This window comes from Microbacterium sp. A20, assembly GCF_004794515.1.
Lineage (GTDB): Bacteria > Actinomycetota > Actinomycetes > Actinomycetales > Microbacteriaceae > Microbacterium.
In genome coordinates this window covers 1-25,070 of the sequence record NZ_SSDF01000065.1, presented here as the reverse complement: position 1 = coordinate 25,070, position 25,070 = coordinate 1, and the positions used below count along the sequence as shown (strand labels likewise).

General features: G+C 69.7%; 18 protein-coding genes. 14 read left to right on the top strand and 4 right to left on the bottom strand.

From position 1 onward, the window contains the following. The first annotated feature begins 31 nt into the window (after positions 1-31). Positions 32-1,447 carry an HNH endonuclease signature motif containing protein gene (locus tag DW298_RS05600; protein WP_136041472.1) on the top strand — a complete coding sequence of 472 codons (1,416 nt, stop codon included), beginning with the start codon at positions 32-34 and terminating at the stop codon, positions 1,445-1,447. Between the two features lie 53 nt (positions 1,448-1,500). Next, entirely contained in the window at positions 1,501-2,109 is a 609-nt protein-coding gene (locus DW298_RS05595; RefSeq protein WP_136041470.1) for an AAA family ATPase, read from the top strand. Between the two features lie 73 nt (positions 2,110-2,182). Here the strand turns inward: DW298_RS05595 and DW298_RS05590 are convergent, their stop codons facing one another. The 4 genes from DW298_RS05590 to DW298_RS05575 all read right to left on the bottom strand — a co-directional run bounded on the left by DW298_RS05590 (position 2,183) and on the right by DW298_RS05575 (position 7,415). After that, a complete protein-coding gene (locus DW298_RS05590; protein WP_136041469.1) occupies positions 2,183-3,301 on the bottom strand; it encodes a sugar-binding protein in 1,119 nt (372 codons plus the stop codon). A 62-nt stretch (positions 3,302-3,363) separates the two neighbouring features. After that, the gene (gene mmsB, locus DW298_RS05585; RefSeq protein ID WP_136041467.1) at positions 3,364-4,731 is read right to left on the bottom strand and encodes a multiple monosaccharide ABC transporter permease; all 1,368 of its coding nucleotides are present in this window, start codon (positions 4,729-4,731) and stop codon (positions 3,364-3,366) included. Next, positions 4,728-6,248: a multiple monosaccharide ABC transporter ATP-binding protein gene (mmsA, locus tag DW298_RS05580; RefSeq protein WP_275087539.1), complete on the bottom strand. Its 1,521-nt coding sequence runs from the start codon at positions 6,246-6,248 to the stop codon at positions 4,728-4,730. Before mmsA ends, mmsB begins: the two co-directional genes overlap by 4 nt. A gap of 153 nt (positions 6,249-6,401) precedes the next feature. Then, on the bottom strand, positions 6,402-7,415 hold the full coding sequence (locus DW298_RS05575; RefSeq protein WP_136041465.1) for a LacI family DNA-binding transcriptional regulator: 1,014 nt from the start codon (positions 7,413-7,415) through the stop codon (positions 6,402-6,404). A gap of 182 nt (positions 7,416-7,597) precedes the next feature. Here DW298_RS05575 and DW298_RS05570 point away from each other — a divergent pair, with 182 nt between their 5' ends. The 12 genes from DW298_RS05570 to DW298_RS05515 form a co-directional block, all read left to right on the top strand. Then, complete coding sequence (locus DW298_RS05570; RefSeq protein ID WP_136041463.1) at positions 7,598-9,082, top strand: amidohydrolase family protein; 1,485 nt, start codon at positions 7,598-7,600, stop codon at positions 9,080-9,082. 143 nt (positions 9,083-9,225) lie between these two features. Continuing rightward, positions 9,226-10,614 (top strand): serine hydrolase domain-containing protein, encoded by a 1,389-nt coding sequence (locus DW298_RS05565; protein WP_136041462.1) that lies wholly within the window; start codon positions 9,226-9,228, stop codon positions 10,612-10,614. Next, a complete protein-coding gene (locus tag DW298_RS05560) occupies positions 10,611-11,522 on the top strand; it encodes a serine hydrolase (RefSeq protein ID WP_240745027.1) in 912 nt (303 codons plus the stop codon). Before DW298_RS05565 ends, DW298_RS05560 begins: the two co-directional genes overlap by 4 nt. A gap of 64 nt (positions 11,523-11,586) precedes the next feature. Then, positions 11,587-13,182, top strand: coding sequence for an ABC transporter substrate-binding protein (locus tag DW298_RS05555; RefSeq protein WP_205820265.1), 1,596 nt, complete (start codon positions 11,587-11,589; stop codon positions 13,180-13,182). A gap of 21 nt (positions 13,183-13,203) precedes the next feature. After that, a complete protein-coding gene (locus tag DW298_RS05550) occupies positions 13,204-14,202 on the top strand; it encodes an ABC transporter permease (RefSeq protein ID WP_136041461.1) in 999 nt (332 codons plus the stop codon). After that, on the top strand, positions 14,202-16,145 hold the full coding sequence (locus tag DW298_RS05545) for a dipeptide/oligopeptide/nickel ABC transporter permease/ATP-binding protein (RefSeq protein WP_205820264.1): 1,944 nt from the start codon (positions 14,202-14,204) through the stop codon (positions 16,143-16,145). The genes DW298_RS05550 and DW298_RS05545 overlap by 1 nt, the downstream gene beginning before the upstream one ends. Further along, positions 16,142-17,185 carry an ABC transporter ATP-binding protein gene (locus DW298_RS05540; protein WP_136041459.1) on the top strand — a complete coding sequence of 348 codons (1,044 nt, stop codon included), beginning with the start codon at positions 16,142-16,144 and terminating at the stop codon, positions 17,183-17,185. Before DW298_RS05545 ends, DW298_RS05540 begins: the two co-directional genes overlap by 4 nt. A 19-nt stretch (positions 17,186-17,204) precedes the next feature. After that, the gene (locus DW298_RS05535) at positions 17,205-20,537 is read left to right on the top strand and encodes a serine hydrolase (protein ID WP_136041458.1); all 3,333 of its coding nucleotides are present in this window, start codon (positions 17,205-17,207) and stop codon (positions 20,535-20,537) included. Then, complete coding sequence (locus DW298_RS05530; protein WP_136041457.1) at positions 20,537-21,652, top strand: M20 family metallopeptidase; 1,116 nt, start codon at positions 20,537-20,539, stop codon at positions 21,650-21,652. The genes DW298_RS05535 and DW298_RS05530 overlap by 1 nt, the downstream gene beginning before the upstream one ends. Next, positions 21,649-22,524 carry a GNAT family N-acetyltransferase gene (locus DW298_RS05525; protein ID WP_205820263.1) on the top strand — a complete coding sequence of 292 codons (876 nt, stop codon included), beginning with the start codon at positions 21,649-21,651 and terminating at the stop codon, positions 22,522-22,524. Before DW298_RS05530 ends, DW298_RS05525 begins: the two co-directional genes overlap by 4 nt. Further along, positions 22,521-23,627: an o-succinylbenzoate synthase gene (gene menC, locus DW298_RS05520; RefSeq protein ID WP_136041456.1), complete on the top strand. Its 1,107-nt coding sequence runs from the start codon at positions 22,521-22,523 to the stop codon at positions 23,625-23,627. The genes DW298_RS05525 and menC overlap by 4 nt, the downstream gene beginning before the upstream one ends. Before the next feature lie 116 nt (positions 23,628-23,743). Continuing rightward, positions 23,744-25,070 (top strand): PucR family transcriptional regulator ligand-binding domain-containing protein (locus tag DW298_RS05515; protein ID WP_240745031.1); only part of this gene is annotated, 1,327 nt, incomplete at its 3' end.

Sequence of the window (25,070 nt, the reverse complement as noted above, 5' to 3'; positions counted from 1 at the left end):
GAATGTCGGTGGTCCGTGATGGACTGAAGTCATGACCGCACTACTCGACGCGACAGATTCCCAGATGGCGATGCTCGCCGATCTGGTGGCCTCGCTCGAGGCGGCGGAGGCGACGCTGAGCAGCATGCAGGCGGCGCGCGACGGCATGCTCGCGATGGCCGGCCGCCTGGCGATCGACATCGCCCGCGAGGCCGCGCATCCCGATCATGGCGACATGGCGATCCGCACGGTGGCGGCCGAGATCGGCGCCGCGCAGCATCTCAGCGACCGCACGATCGAGCGGCGGATGGCGGAGGCCTCCTGGATCGTCGAGCGCTTCCCAACGGTGTGGGAGGCGCAGGGCGCCGGGCGCATCAGTGGCGCGCATGCGCGAGTGATCGTCGAAGCGGGCGCCCACCTCGACGAGGCCGCCGACCGCGCCGCCTACGCCGCCGAGGCGGTGGCGATCGCCGAGACCGAGTCTCCGAATCGGCTGCGGCGTCTCGTGCGGCGACTGGCCGAGGGCTTTCAGGCGCGGACGGTCACCGAACGGCACCGCGAGGCCCGCAAGGGGCGGCGCGTCTGGACGAGAGATCTCGACGACGGGATGGCCGAGCTCGGCGCCCGTGGGCCGGCCGCACTCATCCACGGCATGTTCGACCGGCTCTCGCAGATGGCGCATGCGGTGAAGAAAGACAACGTCCAACACGAGAAGGCCCGAGCGGCTGAAGAAGCCGGTTCCGACAGCCATCCGGCAGACGACCGCACGATCGACCAGTTGCGGGCCGACCTCCTCGCCGACCTCCTGCTCACGGGAACGCCCGCGGGACACGACACGACCGACGGGTTGCTCGGCGAGATCCAGGCCCGCGTCGAAGTTTCGGTGCCGGTGATGTCGCTGATGGACGACGATCGGAAGACGGCGGATGCTGCGGCTTTCGTGCATGCGCCCGGTGATGCAGCATGCGGAATCTCGCGCGATTCCCTGCCACCCGCCCTGCTCGACGGCACCACGCCGATCGACATCACCACCGCCCGCACGTTGGCAGGCTCTGCCGTGGGCTGGGATCGCGTGCTGACGCATCCGATCTCCGGCGCCATGCTCGCGGTCGACCGCTACCGGCCGAGCGAGCAGTTGCGGCGGCATCTTCGCGCGCGGGATCAACGGTGCCGATTCCCCGGGTGTGGGATCGCGGCGCGGAAGTGCGACCTCGACCACAATCACGCGGCCTCGACCGGGGGCGCGACCACGGATGTGAATCTCGCGGCGTTCTGCCGACGACATCACATGCTCAAGCACCACTCCCCCTGGCATGTGGAGCAGCGAGCGGGTGGCGTGCTGGAGTGGACGAGTCCGACCGGACGCACGTACGTCGACCGCCCGCCGCCGCAGAACACGGTGGTGTTCACGGAGTCGGGGCGAGAGTCCGATGCAGCAGACGCAGACACGGTGCCCGTTCCGTTCTGAGGCGCGCTTCCAGCAACCCGGTTTCATCGTCCGATCACGAATAGGGTGTGGTCGTGAAGGAATCGATGGATCACGATCACACAGCATTCGTGGGTGTTCGCGACCAGACGGAGCGAGGATGCTGCGTGTTCGTGAACGGTCTCCCCGGATCCGGCAAGTCGACCTACGCCCGGAGCTTCGTGAAAGGCCGACGCGGCTGGCTCAATCTGGACGTTGACATTCTGCGTGGCCTTCTGGGAACGGCTTCTGTGGATTTCGTGCGGGCCGGCGCCGAAGTCCAGCCGCTCGCGTTGGCGGTCCTCCGAGCACACATCGCGTCCGGCGGGAACGTCATCTTCCCCCAGCTCTTCTACGCGCCCGAAGAAGCCTCTGAGTTCGAAGCGGTCGTCGTGGACGCTGGCGGAACTGTTCTGCGCACAGTGCTCCGTGAAGAAGTCGGCGAATGCTGGCGTCGGGTAGAGAAACGGGCTCAGCACGTTCCCACCGAATCCGTCGAAAGCCGCATCCTCCAGCTGCTCATCGAAGCCGGCGGAGCGACCGAGCTGGAGCGGATCGAGGAGCAGCTGTCCGCCTGGTCGGACCTCGCCGATCCGCCCGTTGCTCTCACCTCGGCGACGACGCACGAAGAACTCGCGGCGCTCGCGCGCGCTAAACGCGGATGACAACGACGAACCGTCCGGACCCGAAGGCCCGGACGGTTCGCGTGTCCGTGAGGACTGTTAGGTCACTGCGGGATTACTCGTACGACTTCACGATCTCGAGGAGGCTCGGGACGTTGGCGTATGCCTCGGCCGCGTTCTCCTTCGTGACGATGACCGGCGGCAGCAGGAAGGCGGGAACGACCTTCACGCCGTTGTCGTACTGCTCTTCGTCGTTCACGTCGACCTCTTCGCCCTTCTGGAGCTGGCCGACCATCTTGATCGACTGCTCGACGAGGAGCGTGGTGTCCTTGTTGATCGTGGAGTACTGGATGCCCTCCATGATCGACTTCACCGACTCGACCTCGGAGTCCTGGCCGGTGACGACCGGGACGTCCTTGCCCGCACCCTGCACCGAGGTGATGATGGCGCGAGCGAGCGTGTCGTTCGGGGACAGGACGCCGTCGAGCGCCTCAGAGCTGTACGTCGACGTGAGGATCGAGTCCATGCGGCGCTGTGCGTTCTCGGCCTTCCAGCCCTCGGTCGCCGTCTGGGCGATCTCGGTCTGTCCGGACACGACCTTCAGCGTGCCGTCGTCGATCTTCGGCTGGAGGACCTCCATGGCGCCGTTGAAGAACACCGCGGAGTTCGCGTCATCCGGCGAGCCCGAGAACAGCTCGATGTTGTACGGAGCCTCGTGGCCCGCACGCTCGGCGAGACCGTCGAGCAGAGCCTGACCCTGGAGCTTGCCGACCTCGAAGTTGTCGAACGCGACGTAGTAGTCGACGGCCTCCGTGTTCTCGATCAGACGGTCGTACGCGATGACGGCGACACCGGCGTCGCGGGCGGCCTCGACCTGCGTCGCGAGCTGCTTGCCGTCCTTGGCACCGATGATGATGACCTTGGCACCACCGGTGACCATCGCCTGGATCTGGTTCTGCTGCTCGGCGACCGTGTTGCTGGCCGGCGCGTACTGCACGTCGGCCTTGAACCCGGCCTTTTCGAGTCCGTCGGTGAACAGCTGACCGGCGAGGACCCAGTTCTCCGAGGTCTTGTCGGGGAGCGCGACACCGATCGTGGCGTCTGCGGCGAAGCCTGCTGCCGCCTCGTCGCCACCATCGGCTCCGGTGTCTCCGCCACGCTCCGAGGAGCAGCCGGTGAGGGCGAAAGCGCCCACGGCGACGATCGCTGTCGCCGTAAGAAGCATCTTCTTCATGTGATCTCTTTCTCTGGTGTGTGTGGGTCTCGACGCGTGTGCGGTGCGCGACTCGACCCCTACTATCCGCGCGTCTCGTCGACGGCGGGGGCTTCGTACTTCTGGTTGGTGGGGTAGTTCGCCTTCGGGTCGAAGGTGTCGGTCATCGGGTCTTCCTTGCGGCCGAAGCGACGCGTGAGGAAGCCGATGATCGACGGGCGGCCCTGCTGCTTGTTCCAGACGTCGACACCGACGGCGAACAGGAGCACGAGGCCCTTGATCATCGAGACCACGTCGGCACCGGCGCCCAGCAGGGCCAGGCCGTTGTTCAGGAACGCCATCACGAGACCACCGATGATCGACCCGATCACGGTTCCGATACCGCCCGAGACGGCCGCGCCACCGATGAACACCGAGGCGATCGCATCCAGCTCCCAGCCGTTGCCGTCCTGCGGCCCGGACGCCGTCGCCCTGGCGACGTAGATCATGCCGGCCAGCGAGGCGAGCACCGACATGTTCATCATCACGAAGAAGTCGACCCAGCGGTCCTTCACACCCGACAGACGCGCGGCCTGGCGGTTGCCGCCGACCGCGTAGATGTGACGGCCGAACACGGTGTTGTTCGTGATGAACGAGTAGAGGATGACGAGCGCGAGCAGGATGATGCCCGAGATCGGGAAGCTGGTTCCCTCACGGCCGGTGGCGAACAGCCATCCCGCGACGAGGATCACGGCCGAGATCAGCACGACCTTGGTGACGCTCACCCAGAGCGGCGCCATGTCGGCACCCATCTTGTGCTGGATGCGGCGGGTGCGGATCTCCCAGAACACGATCCACGCGACGCCCAGCAGCGCGAGCAGCATGGTGAAGACGTTGAAAGGCACCGGGATGAACGGCAGCTCCGGCAGGTAGCCGGCGCCGATGACCTTGAAGCCCTGCGGCACCGGAACCGACTGCGAGTCGCCGACCCACTGGTTCGCGCCGCGGAAGAACAGCATGCCCGCCAGCGTCACGATGAACGCCGGCACCCCCACATACGCCACCCAGAACCCTTGCCAGGCACCCACGAGCACGCCGACGCCGAGGCCGAGGAGCACGCCGAGCGGCCAGGGGAGGTTCCAGTCGGCCATGGCCTTCGCGACCACGATGCCGGTGAACGCGGCCACCGAGCCCACCGAGAGGTCGATGTGACCCATGATGATGACCATCACCATGCCGATCGCGAGGATCAGGATGTACGAGTACTGGTTGACGACGTTGATCAGGTTGCCCGACGAGAGCGTCAGACCGGTGCCCTTGAAGATCCAGGTGAGCACCTGGAAGACGACCAGGATCACGACGAGGCTGCCCAAGATACCGAACTGGCGGAGGGTCGACTGGCCGCCCCCGAACATCTTCGTGATGTCCTTGAAGTGGAAGCCGCGCTTCGTTGCGGTGGTGTCGGTGGTCATGCGGATGCTTTCTGGTTCGTGGAGGTCATGCTGCGCATGAGGTCCTCGGGTGTCGCCTGGTCGGCCGGGATGCAGTCGGTGACCCGACCTTCGAAGACGGTGTAGATGCGGTCGGAGATGCCGAGCAGTTCGGGCAGCTCGCTGGAGATGACGATGACGCCCTTGCCTTGAGCTGCGAGCTGGTTGATGATCGCGTAGATCTCGTACTTCGCTCCGACGTCGATGCCGCGGGTCGGCTCGTCGAGGATCAGCAGGTCGGGGTCGGTGAACATCCACTTCGCCAGCACCACCTTCTGCTGGTTGCCGCCGGAGAGTTTGCCGACCCCCTCCTCGACCGAGGGCGTCTTGATGCGCAGGGCCTTGCGGTAGTCCTCCGCCACGGCGAACTCGGCACGCGCATCGACCACGCCGCGCTTGGCGATCTTGGAGAGCTTGGCGGCCACGACCGACCGCTTGATGGTGTCGAGCAGGTTGAGCCCGAGCACCTTGCGGTCCTCGCTGACATACGCCAGGCCGTGCTTGATCGCCGACGACACGTCGTGGAGTGCGACCTCCTGGCCGTCCTTGATCAGGGTGCCGGAGAGGAAGGTGCCGTAGGAGCGGCCGAAGATGCTCATCGCGAACTCGGTGCGCCCAGCACCCATGAGCCCCGCGATGCCGACGACCTCGCCGCGGCGGACGTTGATGCTCGACCCCTTGACGACCATGCGCTCCGGGACGGTCGGATGCTGCACCCACCAGTCCTTGACCTCGAAGAACACCTCGCCGATCTCGGGCGTGCGGTCGGGGTACCGGCTCTCCAGCGAGCGGCCGACCATCCCGCGGATGATCCGGTCCTCGTTGATCTCGCCGCGCGAGATGTCGAGCGTCTCGACCGTGCGGCCGTCGCGGATGATCGTGATCTCGTCGGCGATCTGCTCGATCTCGTTGAGCTTGTGGCTGATCATGATCGACGCGATGCCCTTGGCCTTGAGTCCGAGGATCAGGTCGAGCAGGTGCTGGGAGTCGTTCTCGTTGAGCGCGGCGGTCGGCTCGTCGAGGATCAGGAGCTTGACCTCCTTGTTCAGCGCCTTCGCGATCTCGATCAGCTGCTGCTTGCCGACGCCGAGGGTCTTGATCTGCGCATCCGGGTCCTCGCTCAGTCCGACGCGGGCGAGGAGCTCGATCGTGCGCTCCTTCTGCGCCTGCCAGTCGATGCGGCCGCCGCGGGCGATCTCGTTGCCGAGGAAGATGTTCTCGGTGACCGAGAGCTCGGGGATGAGCGCGAGCTCCTGGTGGATGATCGCGATGCCGGCCTGCTCGCTGGCGACGATGTCCTTGAAGCGCTGCTCCTCGCCGTACAGCAGGATCTCGCCCTCGTAGGTGCCGTACGGGTACACGCCGGAGAGGACCTTCATCAGGGTGGACTTGCCGGCGCCGTTCTCACCGCAGATCGCGTGGATCTCTCCTGCGCGGACGGTGATCGAGACATCGGCCAGCGCCTTGACGCCCGGGAACTCCTTGGTGATGCTGCGCATCTCCAGGATCGGGCCTGACACGGTCGGCAACGTTGCAGTAGTGCTCACGGATCTTCCTCGCGACGTGCGGTCACCTTCGATGTGACCGTTCACATCGGTATATCGTCGTCTTCCGTCGGACCCATGTCAAGTCCGCGCGGCGATTTCGTGTCGCTACCGTGATGCGGCGGATTCGCGCGCACGCAGGATCGTCTGCAGCGGGCCGAACTCCGGCACCTGCTCACCCCTGATCTGGGCGAGCAGGATCCGCACGGCCCGACGTCCGAGCTCGGGGAAGTCCTGGTGCACGGTGCTGAGCGATGGAGCCACATGTGCCGCGACGGGAATATCATCGAAACCGATCACGCTCACGTCGTGCGGGACACGCATTCCGGAGTCGCGGAACCCGTGCATCAGCCCGATCGCCATGAGGTCGTTCGCCGCGAACACGGCGGTGAAGTCGCGGCGGAGAGCGAGCTCCTTGCCCGCGAAGTACCCGAAATCCGCGGTCCAGTCGCCGCGGATCGGGGGGAACGTCGGCAGATCCGCCTCGCGCAGCCCGTCGAGATAGCCGCGCATACGCGACTCGGCCTCGATCCAGTCCTGCGGCCCCGCGAGGTGCAGGATGTCGCTGTGGCCGAGCGAGATCAGGTGCTCCGTGGCCGCCCTGGCGCCGGCGACCTGGTCGGCGGAGAGGCTCACCCCATCCGAACCGGAAGCCGTCTGCAGCGTGACGAACGGCATGTCGACGGACATGCCGCGCAGGACATGGAACACCCGTACCTGCGGCGCGAGCACCACGATCCCGTCCACCTGCTCACGCGAGAGCTGCCGCACCGCGTTGCCGATCGCCTCCGGAGTCGTCGCGGGGAGGTTCAGGGTCGAGACCGAGTAGCCCTCCTCGCGCGCGGCATCCTCGATGCCGGCGATGGACGACGTCGGACCGAACTCGCCGATCGTCGCCGAGAGAATGCCCAGCATGTTCGACTTGCTGGTGACGAGTGCCCTCGCCGCGAGATTCGGCCGGTAGTCGAGCACGGCGATCGCGTCGAGGACCTTGGCCTTCGTCTCGGGACGGATGCTCGGATGATCGTTCAGCACCCGGGACACGGTCTGATGGGAGACCCCGGCGAGCCGCGCGACATCGCGGATGCTGGGCAGGCGCGCGCGCTCGGAGGCGGTGGACATCACTTCGCCTCCTCGCGTGTGCACGGTCACATCGTCACATTCATTATGTCTGCTGGGACGCGCGGACGCACCTCTCCGCGCCCCGTCGAGCGCGTCTCCGGTTGTGCGGGGGCACGGGAAGGTGCGCGGGGTTTCGTCGAACTGCACCGGAACCGCCTCCCGCCGCGTGGCATCGTGACAGCGTGGACACTCTGCTGCGCGGCGGGCGCGTCATCGACCCGAAGACCGGATCCGATCGGATCGCCGACCTCCTGATCGCGGACGGACGGGTGGCCGCCGTGGGCGACGACCTCGCCGCACCGGCCGGTGCCGACATCGTCGACGCCACGGGTCTCATCGTCGGCCCGGGATTCGTCGACCTGCACAGTCACGTCCACTCCATCGCCGGACAGCGGCTGCAGGCGATGGACGGTGTCACCACCGCACTCGACCTCGAAGCCGGCCTCATGCCGATCGCCGAAGCCCTCGCCCGCGCCGCCGCCGACGGACGCCCCCTGAACTACGGGTTCTCCGCATCCTGGTCGCAGGCGCGGGCGTACGCCCACCTCGACCGGGTGCCCGTCGCCGACTTCACCGCGTCGATGGACCTGCTCGGGAAGCCGGAGTGGCAGCGGGCGTCCTCCCCCGCCGAGCGTCGACGCTGGCTGGGCCTGCTCGAGGACGAGATCGGAGCCGGCGCCCTCGGGATCGGTGTACTCATGGGCTACGCGCCCCGCTCCGATCCGGACGAGTACCTCGACCTCTCCCGGCTCGCCGCCGCCGCGCACGCTCCCACCTTCACGCACGTGCGGGAGCTGATCGAGGCCGATCCCCGCACCCCGATCGACGGCTCGGAGGAGCTGGTCCGCGCCGCCGCCGAGACGGGTGCCGCGATGCACCACTGCCACGTGAACAGCACATCGCTGCGCCACATCGACCGCGTGCTCGCCCTGCTCGACCGCAGCCGCGCCGCCGGCTCGCGCGTGACGGTCGAGGCCTATCCCTACGGTGCGGGCAGCACGGCGATCGGCGCGTTCTTCCTCGCTCCGGAGAAGCTCAAGGGTCTCGGCATCACCCCGACCTCGCTCGTCCTCGTGGACACGGGCGAGCGCATCGCCGACGAGGCGCGGCTGCGCGAGGTACGGGCGACCGACCCCGGGGCCACGTGCATCGTGACCTTCCTCGACGAGGCCGACCCCTTCGACCGCGCGCACCTGCACCGCGCGCTCGCCTACCCCGACTCGATCGTCGCGAGCGACGCGATGCCCGTCTCGTGGGTGGAGGCCGACGGACGCACCGTGTACGAGCAGCGAGAATGGCCCCTCCCCTCGGGCGGGCACACGCACCCGCGCACGGCGGGGACGTTCACGAAGTCGCTGCGTCTGATGGTCGTCGAGAGCGGGACCTGGAGCTGGGGCGAGGCATTCCGGCGCTGCGCCTACCTGCCGGCGCGCGTGCTCGATGAGGTCTCCTCCGGGATGCGGGGCAAGGGACACCTGTCGGTCGGTGCCGACGCCGACATCGTTGTACTGGACCCGGCGACGCTCACCGACCGGGCGACCTACTCCGACCCGACCAGACCCTCCCGGGGCATCCGCCAGCTCTACGTACACGGCGTCCCCGTCGTGCACGCCGGGGAGATCGTGCCCGACGCCCTCCCGGGGCGTGCCGTCCGAGGAGACGCATGAAGCGCTGATCCTTCGTCCTGGCGAACCAAGGTGCGCGCAAGTCTCGTCGCCGGGCACCAACGGCCCGGCGGAGCACGCGAATAGTCTCGGCCCCATCGCCGTCGCCCCGAATGCGACGACCCACTCGATGTAGAGGAGCGCACGTGTCCGACCTGAACGAAATCGGCAGCTGGGTGCGGGAGAACCTTCCCACGATGCTGGCCGACGCGCACATCCCCGCGGCATCCGTCGCGATCCTGTCCGGAGGCGAGATCTTCACCACCGCCGCCGGCATCCTGAACCGCAACACCGGTGTCGAGGCCGACGTCGACTCGGTCTTCCAGATCGGCTCGATCACGAAGACCTGGACGGCGACGCTCATCATGCAGCTCGTCGACGAGGGTCTGCTCGACATCGACGCCCCGGTGCGCGACACCGTGCCCGCGTTCGCGATCGGCGACGACGCGGCGGCGAGCGCGATCACCGCTCGGCAGCTGCTGAGCCACGTGAGCGGTTTCGAGGGCGATCTGTTCAACGACACCGGAGTGGGCGACGACGCCGTGGAGAAGTACCTCGCCACGATCGCCGATGCCCCGCAGCTCTTCGCCCCCGGCGAGCGCTTCTCGTACAACAACGCCGCGTTCGTGGTGCTCGGCCGCATCGTCGAGGTGCTGCGCGGCACGTCCTACGATCAGGCGCTCCGCACCCACCTCGCCGGTCCGCTGGGGTTGACCCACGTGGCCACCACGGCGTCCGAGGCGATCATGTTCCGCGCCGCGCTCGGGCACATCCCCGCAGAGGGCAGCGACGAGCCGGTGCCCGCTCCGGTGTGGAGCCTCGTGCGCTCCAACGCTCCGGCCGGATCGATGCTCGCCATGACGGCGCACGACCTGGTGAGCTATGCCCGGATGCACCTCGACGGCGGCGTCGCCTCTGACGGGACCCGCGTGCTCTCGGAGCAGAGCGTGCGGGCGATGCAGGAGCGGCAGGTCGACCTTCCCGAGCTCGGTCTGATGGGCGACGCCTGGGGCCTGGGCTGGGAGATCTTCGACTGGGAAGGCGGCCCGGTGATCGGCCACGACGGCGGCACGATCGGGCAGAACGCGTTCCTGCGGATGGTCCCCTCCGCAGGGGTCGCCGTGGCGGTCCTCACCAACGGCGGGCAGACGGTCGACGCCTACCACGCCATCACCTCCCGGGTGCTCGAGGCGCTGGCCGGGGTCACGATGCCCGCCCTGCCCACGATCCCCGAGACGCCGGTCGAGATCGACGTGGACCGCATCCTCGGCACGTATTCGTCGTCGGTCTCCGACTCGACGGTGCGACTCGACGACGACGGCCGCATCTGGCTGGAGCGCACCATGAAGGGGATCTTCGCCGAGCTCGGCCCGGCACCGGAGCCGGTCGAGCTGGTCGGCTGGACGAGGGACACGCTGCTCCCCCGCAAGCAGGAGCACGGGATGCGCATGCCGCACGCCTTCGTCGGCGACGACGGCACCGGACGCGCCCTGTACCTGCACACGGGACGCGCCGACCGCCGGGTCGACGCGTGAGCACGGTCACGGCGCCGCAGTCGGCGATCTCGTCCGACATCCAGGAGATCTTCACGGATGCCGGCGCCACCGGTTTCCTGCACGCACGGGAGATCGGCGTCGAGGGCGGCGCGGAGGTGAGCGTCGGCGCCGACGAGCCCGTGGTGCTCGCCTCGGTGTTCAAGATCCTCGTCCTCACCGCCTACGTCCGCGCGGTCGCCGCCGGTGAACTCGACCCGACCGAGCGGACCACCGTGACGGCGCGCTACCGCATCGGCGGCGTGGGCACGGCCGGCTTCGCGGACGACGTCGTGGCCAGCTGGCGCGACCTCGCGCTGAACATGATGACGATGAGCGACAACGCCGCGACCGACGTCCTCTACCACCGCCTCGGCACGGAGGCCGTGAACCGGGTGATCAGCGATCTGGGGCTCAGGCAGACGCGACTCATCGGATGCTGCGAAGACCTCTTCGCCTCGGTCATCGCCGATCTGGGCGGTGCGGCCGACAGCGATCTGGATGAGCTCTTCGAGGGCGCGACGGCCGAGCAGATCCTCGCGCTCGACGCGGTGCATCCCGTCAAGACCTCGCACTCCACGCCGCGTGACGTCACCACGCTACTGAACGCACTGTGGACGGACACGGCGGCGTCGGCCAAGGCCTGCCGCCAGGCGCGCGAGATCATGGCGCTGCAGGTCTGGCCGCACCGGCTGACCTCCGGCTTCCCGCCCGGGGTCCGCATCGCGGCGAAGACCGGCACCCTCCCCACCTGGCGCAACGAGGCCGGTGTCGTCACCTATCCCGACGGCCGGCAGTACGCCGTGGCCGTCTTCACCCGCGCTGCATCGCTCGCCGACAGGCAGCCCCTCGTGGACGCCTCGATCGGTCGCGCGGCCTTCTCCGCCGTCGAGCACCTGCGCGCACTCTGATCTGCACCCGCCCCACCCCCTGCACCACCACCTGCACCATCCCGAACACTGCTGGAGGCTTCTGATGCGTTCTCGTACCCCGCTGATCGCGCTGCTCGGCGCTGCGGCGCTCGCCCTGACGTCCTGTGCCGCAGGCGCTTCCCCCGGCGGCGGAGACGCTCCCGAGGGCGTCCTCGCCGACGGCAAGACCTTCACCTCGGTGATCTCGACCGACCCGGGCAGCCTGGATCCGTTCGTGACCGTGATGTCCGTCGCCCGCTCGATCGACCGCTTCCTTTACGCCCGCCTCGTGGAGGTCTCGGAAGACGGCAGCATCGCCTCCGGCCTGGCCGAGAAGTGGGAGGCGGACACGACGACCGCGACCTTCACGCTCCGAGACGACCTCTCGTGCGAGGACGGCACGCCCCTGACGGCGACCGACGTCGCAGCGAACATCACCCACATCGGGGACCCCGCGAACGGCTCGCCGCTCATGGGCCTGCAGGTGCAGCCCGGAACAGCCGCGGTCGGCGACGACGACGCCGGCACTGTCACCGTCACCAGCGGACGCCCCGACTCGTTCCTCATCGAGAACATCGGCAGCATCTCGATCGTCTGCGGCACCGTGATCGATGACCCGGATGCGCTCGCGAAGGGTGAGGGCTCGACGGGGATGTTCACCATGACCGAGATCGCACCCAACAGCCAGTACACCCTCACCCGCCGGGACGACTTCGCCTGGGGCCCTGGCGACTGGGACCCGGAGCAGAAGGGCCTGCCGGACACCGTCGTGTTCCGCGTCGTGCCCAACGAGACCACCGCGACCAACCTGCTGCTGTCTGGTGAGGTCAACGCGGCCCTGGTGATCGGCCCGGACACCGCACGAGTGGAGGACGCCGGACTCTTCCACACCTCGATCGAGACCCCCGGCGGGTCCTTCACCTTCAACCAGGCGGAAGGGCGACCCACGGCCGACCAGGCGGTGCGCGAGGCGCTGATGCAGGCGGTCGACCTCGAGCAGATGCGCCAGGTCATCGGCAGCGGCAAGGCGACGGTGCCGACCGGACTCGTCACGGTGTCGCCGAACCCGTGCCGGGCGGACACCGTCTCGGGGCACCTCCCCGAGCTGGATGTGAAGGCAGCCGCCGCGGCACTCGACGACGCCGGGTGGGAAGCCGGCTCCGACGGGGTGCGTGCCAAGGACGGCGAGACGCTCACCCTGCGGATGATCTACTCCTCGCAGCTCGGAGATGCCGGCAACGCCGCCGCCGAACTCGCACAGGCGGCCTGGAAGGACCTCGGCGTCGACATCAGCGTGACCGCCGTCGACTCGCCGACCCTTAGCGAGGTGCTGTTCTCCACCGGCGACTGGGACATCTCGGCGGCGCCGCTGACGGTCTCGCTGCCGAGCATGCTCGTGCCGTTCTACTCCGGACCGACGCCCCCGAACGGCACCAACTACGCCTCGATCGACAACCCCGACTACACCGCCGCCGTCACCGCGGCATCCGCCGAAGCCGGGAACGAGGGCTGCGACGACTGGGCCGCCGCGGAGGAGGCACTGTTCGAGACGACCAGCGTCGTGCCGTACGCGAACATCACGCGGTCGACCTTCGCGACCAAGGCGACCTTCACCGAGGGCGACGGCATCGACCCCACGTCGATCCGCATGTACGAGTAGATCTGGGACCGGAGGCAGCCGATGGCCAGCACCACCGCCACGCAGGCGATACTGATCAGATCCGCACGGTCGGACAACCCCTGGGTGTCCTTCCTGGTCCGTCGCGGAGGGCAGTTCCTGCTCTCGGTGTGGGTGCTGGTCACGGCTGCCTTCCTCATGATCCACCTCGTGCCGGGCGACCCGGTGCGAGCCGCGCTCGGGCTGAACGCCCCGACCGAGCTGGTCGAGGCCAGACGCGCCGCGCTCGGGCTCGACCAGCCGCTGATCGTGCAGTACTTCCGCTACATCGGCGGTCTGTTCACCGGCGACATGGGCACATCGATGATCACCAGCCAACCGGTGTCGGAGATCATCGCCACCCGACTTCCGGCCACCCTCCAGCTCGCCCTCCTCGCGGTGCTCCTCGTGCTGCTGGTCTCGGTCCCGCTCGGGGTGACGATGGCCGTCCTCACCCGAGGCGGGCGGCGGCGCGGCCTCGAGCTGGCGTTCGCGACCGGGTCGGTGATCCTGGCCGCGATTCCCGAGTTCCTCCTCGCGGTCGGACTCGTTTATGTGTTCGCGGTCTCCCTCGGCTGGTTCCCGGTCGCCGGCAACACCGCGCCGTTCGCACTCGTCCTCCCCGTGGTGGCGCTCGCGGTCGGACCCATCGCGGTCTTCTCGCGCATCATCCGCGTCGAGGTGCTCTCGGTGCTCGGCCAGGACTTCATCCGCACCGCGCGCGCCAAGCGGCTCGCCCCGCACCGCATCTACTCGCGCCACGCGCTGCCGAACGCCATGACGGCGACCCTCACGCTCACCGGCCTGCTCCTGACGGGCATGGTCGCCGGGACCGTGCTGGTCGAGAACGTCTTCGCCTGGCCGGGCCTGGGCACCATGATCGTGCAGTCGATCCTCACGAAGGACTACTCCGTGGTCCAGGGGATCGTGCTCGTCTACGGCGTCGGCGTCCTCGTCGTGAACCTCGTGATCGACGTGATCCTCGCCCTCCTCGACCCTCGATCCACCATCCGGGAGGCATGATGTCGGCACGTACGGCCTGGTCGGGCATCGTCCGGTCACCACTGGGCATCACCGCTCTCAGCCTGATGCTGCTCGTCGCCCTGGGCGCGATCTTCGCCCCGATGATCTGGGGCGCGCAGGCCGAGCAGGTGAACCCCACCGAGATCACGCAGGGACCGAGCGCCGCACACCTGCTGGGCACCGACACGCTCGGACGCGACGTGCTCGCCCGCGTGCTGGTCGCCACCCGGCTCTCCGTGGTGCTCGCCGTGATCGCCGTGATCATCGGCGTCGTCGCCGGCACGCTGCTGGGCACCGCGCCATCCGTGCTCCCGCGGTGGCTCGGCCGGCCGATCGTCGGCTTCGTGAACATCGCGGTCGCTTTCCCCGGTCTCCTGCTCGCCCTGTTCTTCGCGGTCATCTTCGGTGTCGGCTCCACGGGCGCCGTGCTCGCGATCGGTTTCGCCATGGCCCCGCAATTCGCCCGGCTGACACAGACCCTGTCGGCCGCGATCGCCGGCCGCGACTTCATCTCCGCCGCGCAGGTGGCCGGCGTCTCGCGCATGCGCATCCTGATCCGGCACATCCTGCCGAACATCGGCGAACCGCTCATCGTGAACGCGACCGTGGCGGCCGGTTCGGCACTGCTCGCCTTCGCGGGTCTGTCATTCCTCGGGCTGGGCGTCCAGGTGCCCGAGTACGACTGGGGTCGCCTGCTCGGCGAGGGTCTGAACCGCATCTACCTCAACCCGGCGGCAGCGCTCGGACCCGCGGTGGCCGTGGTGATCGCCGGCCTCGCCTTCAACCTCCTCGGCGAGACCGCGGCGGCGGCGCTCGGGGGTCGTTCCGCTCGACGCCGTCGGCCCCTCCCCACGATCGTGCGTCCCGGCGGCGCTCAGCCCGCGCCGGTCGACGGCGGCGAGGCGGTGCTCGTCGTCGACGACCTCCGCGTCTCCTTCCCGACGCCGGCCGGCTGGGTCACCCCGGTGCGCGGCGTCTCGTTCACGGTGGCTCGGGGAGAAGCCATCGGCGTGGTCGGCGAATCCGGGTCGGGCAAGAGCCTCACCGCCCTCGCCGCCGCCCGCCTGATCGAGCGCCCGGGCGATGTCACCGCCGCGCACCTGGACTTCTGCGGCACTCCGCTGCTGACGACATCCGACCGCGCCGTGCGGAGCCTGCTCGGCACCTCGCTGGCGATGGTGTTCCAGGATCCGATGACCTCGTTCAACCCGACCAGGAGGATCGGATCGCAGCTCGCCGAGGCCGCCTCCGAACACCAGGACATCACCCGGAAGCAGGCGATGGACCGGGCGGTCGAACGCCTGCAGTCGGTGCGCGTGCCCGCGGCCGCACGACGCGCCCGCCAGTACCCGCACGAGTTCTCCGGCGGTATGCGGCAGCGGGCGATGATCGCCATGGGCCTCATGAACCACCCGCGCCTGATCATCGCGGACGAGCCCACCACGGCGCTCGACGTCACCGTGCAGCGACAGGTGCTGCAGCTGCTGGCGGGAGTACGGCGCGACACCGATGCCGCGATCCTGCTCATCAGCCACGACATCGCGGTCGTCGCGCAGACGTGTGATCGGGTGCTGGTGATGTACGCCGGTCGCATCGTGGAGGACCTGCCGGCGGCGAACCTCCACACCGACGCCCGGCACCCGTACACGCGGGCGCTGCTCGAGGTCGTGCCCGAGCTCGACGCCGACCGCCGGGAACCGCTCAAGGTGATCCCCGGCCGACCGCCGGCACCGGGTGCCTTCCCCGCGGGATGCGCGTTCGCCGCCCGCTGCCCGCTCGCCACCGACCTCTGCCGGGAGACCGATCCCGAACTCGTGGCGGATGCCGAGGGGCATCGGGTCGCCTGCTGGCATCCGGTCAGCGGCGACGTGCCGGTCCCGGTGGCCATCGCCACAGTTGCTGATGAGACGGCCGCGGAAGAGGAAGAGACGGTCCTGCGATGAGCGAGCTGCGTTTCGATCAGGTCAGCGTCCGGTACGGCACGCATCGATCCGGCCTCACGGCCGTCGACGACGTGAGCCTCACGGTCCCGTCGGGTTCCGTCGTCGGGCTCGTGGGCGAGTCGGGTTCCGGGAAGTCCACGCTCGCTCGCGCCGCGATCGGCCTCGCGCCCATCAGTGAGGGCTCGATCACCCTCGACGGCGTGGACGTGCGCAGCTTCCGCCGACGTCGCCCGATCCAGATGGTGTTCCAAGACCCGTTCTCCTCGCTCGACCCGCGCATGACGATCGGCGAATCCATCGCCGAGGCCCTCCCCCGTGGCGTCCGCGGAGCGACCGCCCGTCGCGCCGAGGTCGCCCGCCTGCTCGACCTGGTGAGCCTCGACGCCGACCGCGCGCAGTCGCTCCCGGCGGCGCTCTCCGGCGGGCAGCGTCAGCGCATCGCCCTGGCCCGTGCTCTCGCCGCCCGGCCCGAGGTCGTGATCGCCGACGAGATCACCTCGGCGCTCGACGTGTCGGTGCAGGGTTCCGTCCTGAACCTCGTGCGGGAGCTCCGCAGCGAGCTCGACCTGACGATGCTGTTCATCTCGCACAACCTGTCGGTCGTGCGCTACCTGAGCGATCACATCGCGGTGATGTACCTCGGCCGCATCGTCGAGTTCGGACCGACGGAGCAGGTCCTCGCCGACCCGCAGCATCCGTACACGCGGGATCTGCTGCAGGCGGCGCCGACCCGGCACGGCGATCTGCTGGCCGTCGATCCGCTGGCCCCCGTCGACGTGGAGCCCGCCGACCCGCATGCGCCGCCCAGCGGATGCCGCTTCCACCCGCGATGCCCGATCGGCCCCGCGGCGCGCCCCGATCGCCAGATCTGCGTGATCGCGGAACCTCCCCTGCCCACGGGCGCCGCGGGCGCGGCCTGTCATTTCGCGGGGCTGCCCGCGGATGCGCCGCTCGGAACTGTGCCCATCTCCCAAAGCACCGCCACGGTTTCGGCCGCGCAGACAACACCAGCCGCGCTCACAGCGGACACAGTGAACTGACCATCCGATTGGAGCTCCCATGAACCGTGTCACCGTCGACGACCTGCTCTCCGTCCGCACCCCCGAGCAACCGGCACTGTCACCCGACGGCGCCCGTGTCGTCTTCACCCTGCGCACCACCGACCGCGACGGCGACCGGGACACGCGCGCCCTGTGGCAGGTGCCCGCCACAGGCGGTGAGGCGGCACAGCTCACGCAAGGCACGGCCGACTCGACCCCGGTATGGAGCCCCGACGGGTCGCAGCTGGCGTTCCTGCGCGCGCAGGACGGTCCGGCGCAGATCTGGCTCCTCCCGGCCGGCGGCGGCGAGGCCCGCGGCCTCACGACCCTTCCGCTCGGCGCCGGCACGCCGATCTGGAGCCCCGACGGGTCGCGCATCGCCTTCACCGCCCCCGTCGACAGCGCCGCACTCCCCGGCGAGACCGCGGAGACGATCCTCGCCCGGCGCTCGGCACCGGCCGCCGCCGACCGCCTGGGCTACAAGGCCGACGGCGCGGGCAACCTCGGCACCCTCGTGCAGCAGCTGCACGTTCTGGACGTCGCCTCGGAGAAGGTCACCGTGCTGACCCACGGGCGCTCCCACGCGTCCGACCCGTTCTGGTCGCCGGACGGCGCGCGGATCGCCTACTCCACGAGCGTCGAGGACGACGCGGACCTCACGATGCGGGTCCCCGTGTTCGTGCGCTCCTCCACCGACCCGAACCGGGAGGCAGTGCAGGTGAGCGCCGCCGACGTGCAGGCGACGGCCGTGGGCTGGACGCCGGACGGTCAGTTCGTCGTCGCGGCCGGGCGCACCGACACGGAGGTCGGCAACGCGGACCTGCTGCTGTTCCCGGTCGGCGGCGGCGAACCGCGGAGCATCACGGGAAGCCTCGACCGCAACGTCATGCCGGGTGGTCCCGGCTACCCCGGTGGCATGCCGCAGTTCGCGGACGGCGGGGAGATCGTGTTCTGTCTGCGTGACAACGGCTACACGCATGTGTACCGCGTGGCGCCGGACGGCACGGGCGCCACGGCCCTCGTGGACGGCACGGCGAACGTGTCGGGGCTGTCGGTGGCAGCATCCTCCGCCGCCATCGTGCTCGCGACGCCGGAGTCGTTCGGCGACGTCGCGCTCCTCGACCTCGCCGACGGCACGACGCGGGTGCTCACCGACTACGGCACGCCCGACCTCGACCTCGTCGTCGCCGAGGAGCGCCGCTTCACGATCTCGGACGGCACGGTCGTGACCGGATGGCTGCGCCGCGACCCCGATACCGCCGGTCCGCAGCCGCTGCTGCTCGACATCCACGGCGGTCCGCACAACGCCTCCAACGGCGCTGCCGACCTCACTCACCCGTACCACCAGGTGCTCGCGCGCCGCGGCTGGACGATCCTCACCCTCAACCCGCGCGGGAGCGACGGCTACGGCGACGAGTTCTTCTCCGCGGTCTCCGGCGGCTGGGGTGTGAACGACGCGAACGACTTCCTCGAGCCGATCGACCAGCTCGTCGCCGAGGGCATCGTGGACCCGACCCGGCTCGCCGTCACCGGCTACAGCTACGGCGGCTACATGACCTGCTTCCTCACCTCGCGCGACGACCGCTTCGCGGCGGCGGTCGCCGGCGGGGTCGTCACCGATCTCCTGTCGATGGGCGGCACCTCGGACTTCGGTCACTACCTCTCCGCGAAGGAGAACGGCGGCCTGCCCTGGCGCGACGCAGAGCGCATCGCGGCGCAGTCCCCGTACACGCAGGTCGACCGGGTCACCACTCCCACCCTGATCCTGCACGGCGCGGCCGACGACCGCTGCCCCGTGGGTCAGGCCGAGCAGTGGTTCTCGGCGCTGCGCGAGCGCGGTGTGCCCACCCGACTGGTGCTCTACCCCGGCGGGTCGCATCTGTTCCCGCTCTCCGGCAAGCCCTCGCACCGGGCCGACTTCTCGCAGCGCGTGATCGACTGGGTCGAGCAGTACGCCCCGCCTGCCGGAAAGCCCGTGCGCGCCCGCCTCGACGCCCGGCACTGGCAGCAGCGACTGAGTGCGCTGGCCGAGGCGCACAAGGTCCCCGGTGCGACGCTCGGCATCCTGCGCCTCGGCGAGGAGCCGGTGTATGCGCATCACGGCATACTCAACGTCCGCACGGGCATCGAGACCACCGACGACTCCGTGTTCCAGATCGGCTCGATGGGCAAGGTGTGGACCGCGTCGGTGGTCATGCGGTTGGTCGACGAGGGAAAGGTCGACCTCGACGCCCCGATCGTCGACTATGTGCCGGAGTTCGCCTCGTCCGACCCCGAGGTCACGCGCACCGTGACCATGCGCCACCTGCTCAGCCACACGAGCGGCATCGACGGCGACGTGTTCACCGACACCGGACGCGGCGACGACACGCTCGAGAAGTACGTGGCGCTGCTCGACGGCGTCGCCCAGAACCACCCGCTCGGGGCGACCATGTCGTACTGCAACTCGGGCTTCGTGCTCGCCGGGCGGGTGATCGAGAAGATCACCGGCACGACCTGGGACCAGGCCATGCGCGATCAGCTGTTCACCCCGCTCGGTCTCACCCACTCCTCGACTCTTCCGGAGGAGGCGATCATGTTCCGGGCCGCGAGCGGCCACACCGTGGTCGGCGAGGACGGACCCGAGCTCGCCCCGGCGTGGATGCTGCCCCGCTCGATGGGCCCCGCGGGGCTGATCAACTCCACGACCGCCGACATCCTCGCGTTCGCCCGTATGCACCTCACCGGCGGTCTCGCGGCCGACGGCACCCGGGTGCTCTCGGAGGCGAGCGTGAGCCGCATGCAGCAGCACGAGGTCGATGTGCCCGACCCGTACTCCCTCGGCGACAGCTGGGGCATCGGGTGGATCCTCTTCGACTGGGACGGCCGCAAGCTCATCGGCCACGACGGCAACACCATCGGGCAGTCGTCGTTCCTGCGCATCCTCCTGGATGAAGGCGTGGCGGTGACGCTGCTGAGCAACGGCGGCAACACCCGGGATCTCTACGACGCGCTGTTCGGCGAGATCTACGCCGAGCTCGCCGACCTCACCATCCCCGCGGGGCTCGTGCCGCCCGAGCAGCCCTTCACGGATGACTTCTCCGAGTTCGAGGGCGTCTACGACCGTTCGGGCGTGCGCACCGAGATCTTCCGCGACGAGGACGGCCTGCGCATGCGCACGACCCTCAACGGGCCGCTCGCCGCGATGCTCCCCGACCCCGTCCAGGAGCATCCGCTGGTGCCCGTCCGCCGCGGCGAGTTCGTCATGCGACCGGAGGGCGAACAGGCCTGGCACGCCGTGGTGTTCTACTCCCTGCCCAGCGGCGAGCGCTATCTGCACCACGGCGTCCGCGCGGCGCCGAAGGTGTCGTGATGACGGTGCAGGCGGACGTGGACCTCGACCTGGTCCTCGCCGACATCGGGACCCTCGTCTCCTGCGAGTCGCCGTCCGACGACCTCGATGCCGTCGCCCGCAGCGCCGATGTTCTCGCCGAGCTCGGCGAGCGACTGCTCGGCGCGGCTTCCGAGCGGATCGTCCTCGACGGTCGCACGCATCTGCGGTGGCGGTTCGGGGAGCCTCGGGTGCTGCTCCTCGGACACCACGACACGGTCTGGCCGCTCGGATCGCTGCGGCGGCATCCCTTCCGGATCGAGGACGGTGTGCTCCGCGGCCCCGGATGCTTCGACATGAAGACCGGCGTCGTGATGGCGCTGCACGCCGTGGCGGCGCTGCCCGACCGCATGGGCGTCAGCATCCTCATCACGGGCGACGAGGAGCTCGGCTCCCCCAGCTCGCGTGCGCTGATCGAGCAGGAGGCGATCGGCTGCACAGCGGCTCTCGTCCTCGAGGCCGCTGCCGACGGCGGGGCGGTGAAGATCGCGCGCAAGGGCGTGTCGCTGTACCGTGTGCACGCCTCGGGTCGCGCGGCCCATGCGGGCCTGGAGCCGGAACGCGGTATCAACGCCGCGGTCGAGGCCGCGCATCTGCTGCTCGCGGTCGAGGAACTCGGCGACCCGGTGGCCGGCACCACCGTGACCCCCACGCTGGTGCGTGCGGGCAGCACCACGAACACCGTGCCCGCCGACGCGGAGTTCGCGGTCGACGTGCGGGTGCGGACCGTCGCGGAGCAGGAGCGCGTGGACGCGGCGATCCGGGCGATCCCGACGAGACTCCCCGGATCGTCCGTGCGCGTGGAAGGCGGACCCAACCGCCGTCCGATGGAGCGGGAATCCTCAGCCGGCCTGTTCGCTCAGGCGGTCGCCATCGCCGAGCGGTCGGAGCTGACACCGTTCGAGGGAGTCGCCGTCGGCGGCGCTTCCGACGGCAACTTCACCGCGGGGCTCGGAGTCCCGACGCTCGACGGCCTCGGCGCCGTGGGAGGTGGCGCGCACGCCGACGACGAGCACGTGATCGTCGCGATGATCCCGGAGCGCATCCGGCTCCTGCGGGGACTGATCTCCGCAGCGCTGGCCGGTGAGAGGGCATGAGCATGACGGACGCGGCGGCGCAGAGCGCCTCACCGGAGGAGGCCGCCGATGCAGCGACCGCGGCCGCCGCGACGGCGGGGGTGGAGATCCGGCTGCTGAATAACGTGGACGATTTCACGCGGGTCGCAGAACTGTTCCAGAGCATCTGGACCAAGCAGGGCGAGAACTCCCCCGTGAACGTGGAGACCCTGCGGGCACTGTCGAAGGCGGGCAGTTACGTGGGCGGGGCCTTCGAGGGCGATGAGCTGGTGGGAGCCTGCTTCGGGTTCTTCGCCGCCCCGGAGCAGCGCGCGCTGCACAGCCACATCGCCGGGGTCTCCTCGCGCATGCGAGGGCGCAGCGTCGGCTTCGCACTGAAGGTGCATCAGCGCGCGTGGGCGCTGCAGGAGGGACTCGACGAGATCTCCTGGACGTTCGATCCGCTCATCAGCCGGAATGCGCACTTCAACCTCGTGAAGCTCGCTGCCGCACCCACTTCGTATCACCGCAACTTCTACGGGCACATGGCCGACGCGCTCAACGGCGCGGACGACACCGATCGGATGCTGGTGACCTGGTACGTGCGCGACCCCCAGGTGGTCGCGGCCAGCCACGGGGAGTCGGCCGCGGTCGGCCATGAGGCCGCGGAGGCCGAGCCGCTGCTCAGCGTCGGCGAGGACCTCGGACCGCTGCGGCATCGCACCGAGGCACGATTCGTGCGGGTGGCGCTGCCGCGCGACATCGAGTCCCTGCGCCTCACGGAGCCTGCCCGAGCGACCGCCTGGCGCCTGGCACTGCGCGAGACGCTCGGATCTGCGCTGGAGGGCGGAGGGCGTGTGCTCTCGTTCGACCGCTCCGGCGCGTACACCATCGACAGAGGAGAACAGGGATGAAGCTCACCGGATTCGAGCTGCGTGTGATCGAGATGCCGCTGGTGTCGCCGTTCCGGACGTCGTTCGGCGTACAGACCGTGCGCGAGGCGCTGATCGTGCGCGCCGTCACCGACGAGGCGGAGGGCTGGGGCGAGGGCGTCGCGATGAACGACCCGCTGTACTCCTCCGAGTACGTGGAAGCGAGCGTCGACGTCATCACCCGGTTCCTGCTGCCGGCGCTCGCGCACGTGGAGGACCTGGATGCCGGCGGTGTGGCTCCGGTTCTCGCGAAGTTCAAGGGGCACCGCATGTCGAAGGCCGCCGTCGAGCTGGCGCTCCTCGACGCCGAGCTGCGTGCCACCGGCGTGCCCCTCTCCCGCGAGCTGGGTGCGGTGCGCGACCGGGTCGACTGCGGTGTCTCGGTCGGCATCATGGACTCGATCCCCGAGCTGCTCGACGCGGTCGACGGCTACCTCGACGAGGGCTACGTGCGCATCAAGTTGAAGATCGAGCCGGGCTGGGACATCGATCCGGTCCGTGCGGTGCGGGAGCGCTTCGGTGACGACGTGCTGCTGCAGGTCGACGCGAACACCGCCTACCACCGGGGCGATGCCCGGCATCTCGCCAAGCTCGACCCGTTCGACCTCCTCCTGATCGAGCAGCCGCTGGACGAGGAGGATCTGCTCGGCCACGCCCAGCTCGCGAAGGCGATCACGACGCCGGTGTGCCTCGACGAGTCGATCGTGTCGGCGCGCGCCGCAGCCGACGCCATCGCCCTGGGTGCCTGCTCGATCGTGAACATCAAGCCGGGGCGCGTCGGCGGCTACCTGGAAGCCCGTCGCATCCACGACGTGTGCGTGGCCAACGACATCCCCGTCTGGTGCGGCGGCATGCTCGAGACCGGGATCGGCAGGGCGGCGAACGTCGCACTCGCGGCGCTGCCCGGCTTCACGCTCCCCGGCGACACGTCGGGCTCCGGCCGTTACTACTCGCGCGACATCACCGAGCCGTTCGTCGTGGAGGACGGCACGCTCGCGGTGCCCACCGGGCCGGGGATCGGCGTGACCCCGGATGCCGCTGCGCTGGACGCGGTGACGGTGCGCACGGAGTGGATCACCTTCTGAGCTGATGCAATGCGGGGCACGACGAGCCTGTCGAGATCGACCAACTGTCGCTACGATTTCGTCGTGCCCCACAGATCGCTCCCCGCCGGTCGCCGCCTAACCTGGGCCCTGTGCTCATGTCCGTGACGACAAGGCCCCGCGCCAGCCTCGGCCGGGTCATCGAAGACCTCGGCAACACCCTGCTCGAGGTGGTGAGCGGCGCGGCCGACGTCGACGCCGAGATCGAGACCGTCGTCATCCACGATGTCCTGGACGACACGATGCCCATGCGCGGGGCGCTCGTGCTCGGCGTCGGCCTGAGCGATCCGGACGAGATCGCCGAGCTCCTGCAGGCCCTCGCCGCCCAGCACGCCTCCGCGCTCGTGCTGCGCGCGCCGGTGCGAGCGGAGCAGCCGGTGCGCGATGCCTCCGAGGCCACGGGGATCCCGGTCCTGGCGCTCACCCGCGGAGCCTCGTGGGCGCAGTTGGCGGCCATGCTGCGTTCGCTCATCGCCGAGGGCGATGTCGGCGATCAGGCGGCCACGACACTGGGCGGGATGCCGTCGGGCGACCTCTTCGCCCTCGCGAATGCGATCGCCACGCTGCTGAACGCCCCGGTCACGATCGAGGACCGCAACTCGCGGGTCGTCGCGTTCTCCGGCCGACAGCACGAGGCGGATCCTGCCCGCATCGAGACGGTGCTGGGTCGGCAGGTGCCGGAGCGGTTCGCGCGACAGCTGGAGGAGCGCGGCGTCTTCCAGGAGCTGTACCGCAGCCAGGACCCGATCGACGTCGGCCCGGTGCACAACACCGAGGGGCTGCCCTCGTTCCCCCGCGTCGCGCTGGCGGTACGCGCCGGCGACGAGATCCTCGGCTCGATCTGGGCGGCCGTGCAGGAGCCGCTGTCCCCCGATCGAGTGCGCGCGCTGAAAGACTCCGCCGGGCTCGTCGCACTGCACATGCTGCGGCTGCGCGCCGGTGCCGATGTCGAGCGCCGGCTCCGCGCCGATCTGCTCGCCACGATCCTCGAAGGCGGTCCCGGGGCCGCGGATGCCACCGCCCGGCTGCGCCTCAGCGACCATCGCTGCGTCGTGCTCGCGCTGTCGGCGGCGGAGGAGACCGATGACGAACCGTCCGCCGGCGCCCGCGGGGTGGCCGAACGGCAGCGCATCGCCGACGCCTTCGCCGTACATCTCGGCGCCGTCTACCTCCGCTCCGCGGTGGCCGTGATCGGCAACGTCGTGTACGCGGTCGTCGGCATCCGTCCGGAGCAGGACGACTCGGACTCCCACCCCGAGCACAGCGATGCGGACAGCCGCGCCGCACGCGTCGCGACCGACTTCCTCGGGCGCCTGGGGGCGACCAGCGAGATCCGGATCGGTGTCGGCACCGTCGCCGGCGACGCCGCGGGCATCCCGTCCTCGCGGGCGAACGCCGACCGCGCCCTGCGGGTGGCGCGGCAGG

Coding starts and splice junctions, on each gene's coding strand:
- DW298_RS05600 (WP_136041472.1), top strand. CDS start 32: ATGACCGCACTACTCGACGCGACAGATTCCCAGATGGCGATGCTCGCC.
- DW298_RS05590 (WP_136041469.1), bottom strand. CDS start 3,301: ATGAAGAAGATGCTTCTTACGGCGACAGCGATCGTCGCCGTGGGCGCT.
- mmsB (WP_136041467.1), bottom strand. CDS start 4,731: ATGACCACCGACACCACCGCAACGAAGCGCGGCTTCCACTTCAAGGAC.
- mmsA (WP_275087539.1), bottom strand. CDS start 6,248: ATGCGCAGCATCACCAAGGAGTTCCCGGGCGTCAAGGCGCTGGCCGAT.
- DW298_RS05575 (WP_136041465.1), bottom strand. CDS start 7,415: ATGTCCACCGCCTCCGAGCGCGCGCGCCTGCCCAGCATCCGCGATGTC.
- DW298_RS05555 (WP_205820265.1), top strand. CDS start 11,587: ATGCGTTCTCGTACCCCGCTGATCGCGCTGCTCGGCGCTGCGGCGCTC.
- DW298_RS05550 (WP_136041461.1), top strand. CDS start 13,204: ATGGCCAGCACCACCGCCACGCAGGCGATACTGATCAGATCCGCACGG.
- DW298_RS05545 (WP_205820264.1), top strand. CDS start 14,202: ATGTCGGCACGTACGGCCTGGTCGGGCATCGTCCGGTCACCACTGGGC.
- DW298_RS05540 (WP_136041459.1), top strand. CDS start 16,142: ATGAGCGAGCTGCGTTTCGATCAGGTCAGCGTCCGGTACGGCACGCAT.
- DW298_RS05535 (WP_136041458.1), top strand. CDS start 17,205: ATGAACCGTGTCACCGTCGACGACCTGCTCTCCGTCCGCACCCCCGAG.
- DW298_RS05530 (WP_136041457.1), top strand. CDS start 20,537: ATGACGGTGCAGGCGGACGTGGACCTCGACCTGGTCCTCGCCGACATC.
- DW298_RS05525 (WP_205820263.1), top strand. CDS start 21,649: ATGAGCATGACGGACGCGGCGGCGCAGAGCGCCTCACCGGAGGAGGCC.
- menC (WP_136041456.1), top strand. CDS start 22,521: ATGAAGCTCACCGGATTCGAGCTGCGTGTGATCGAGATGCCGCTGGTG.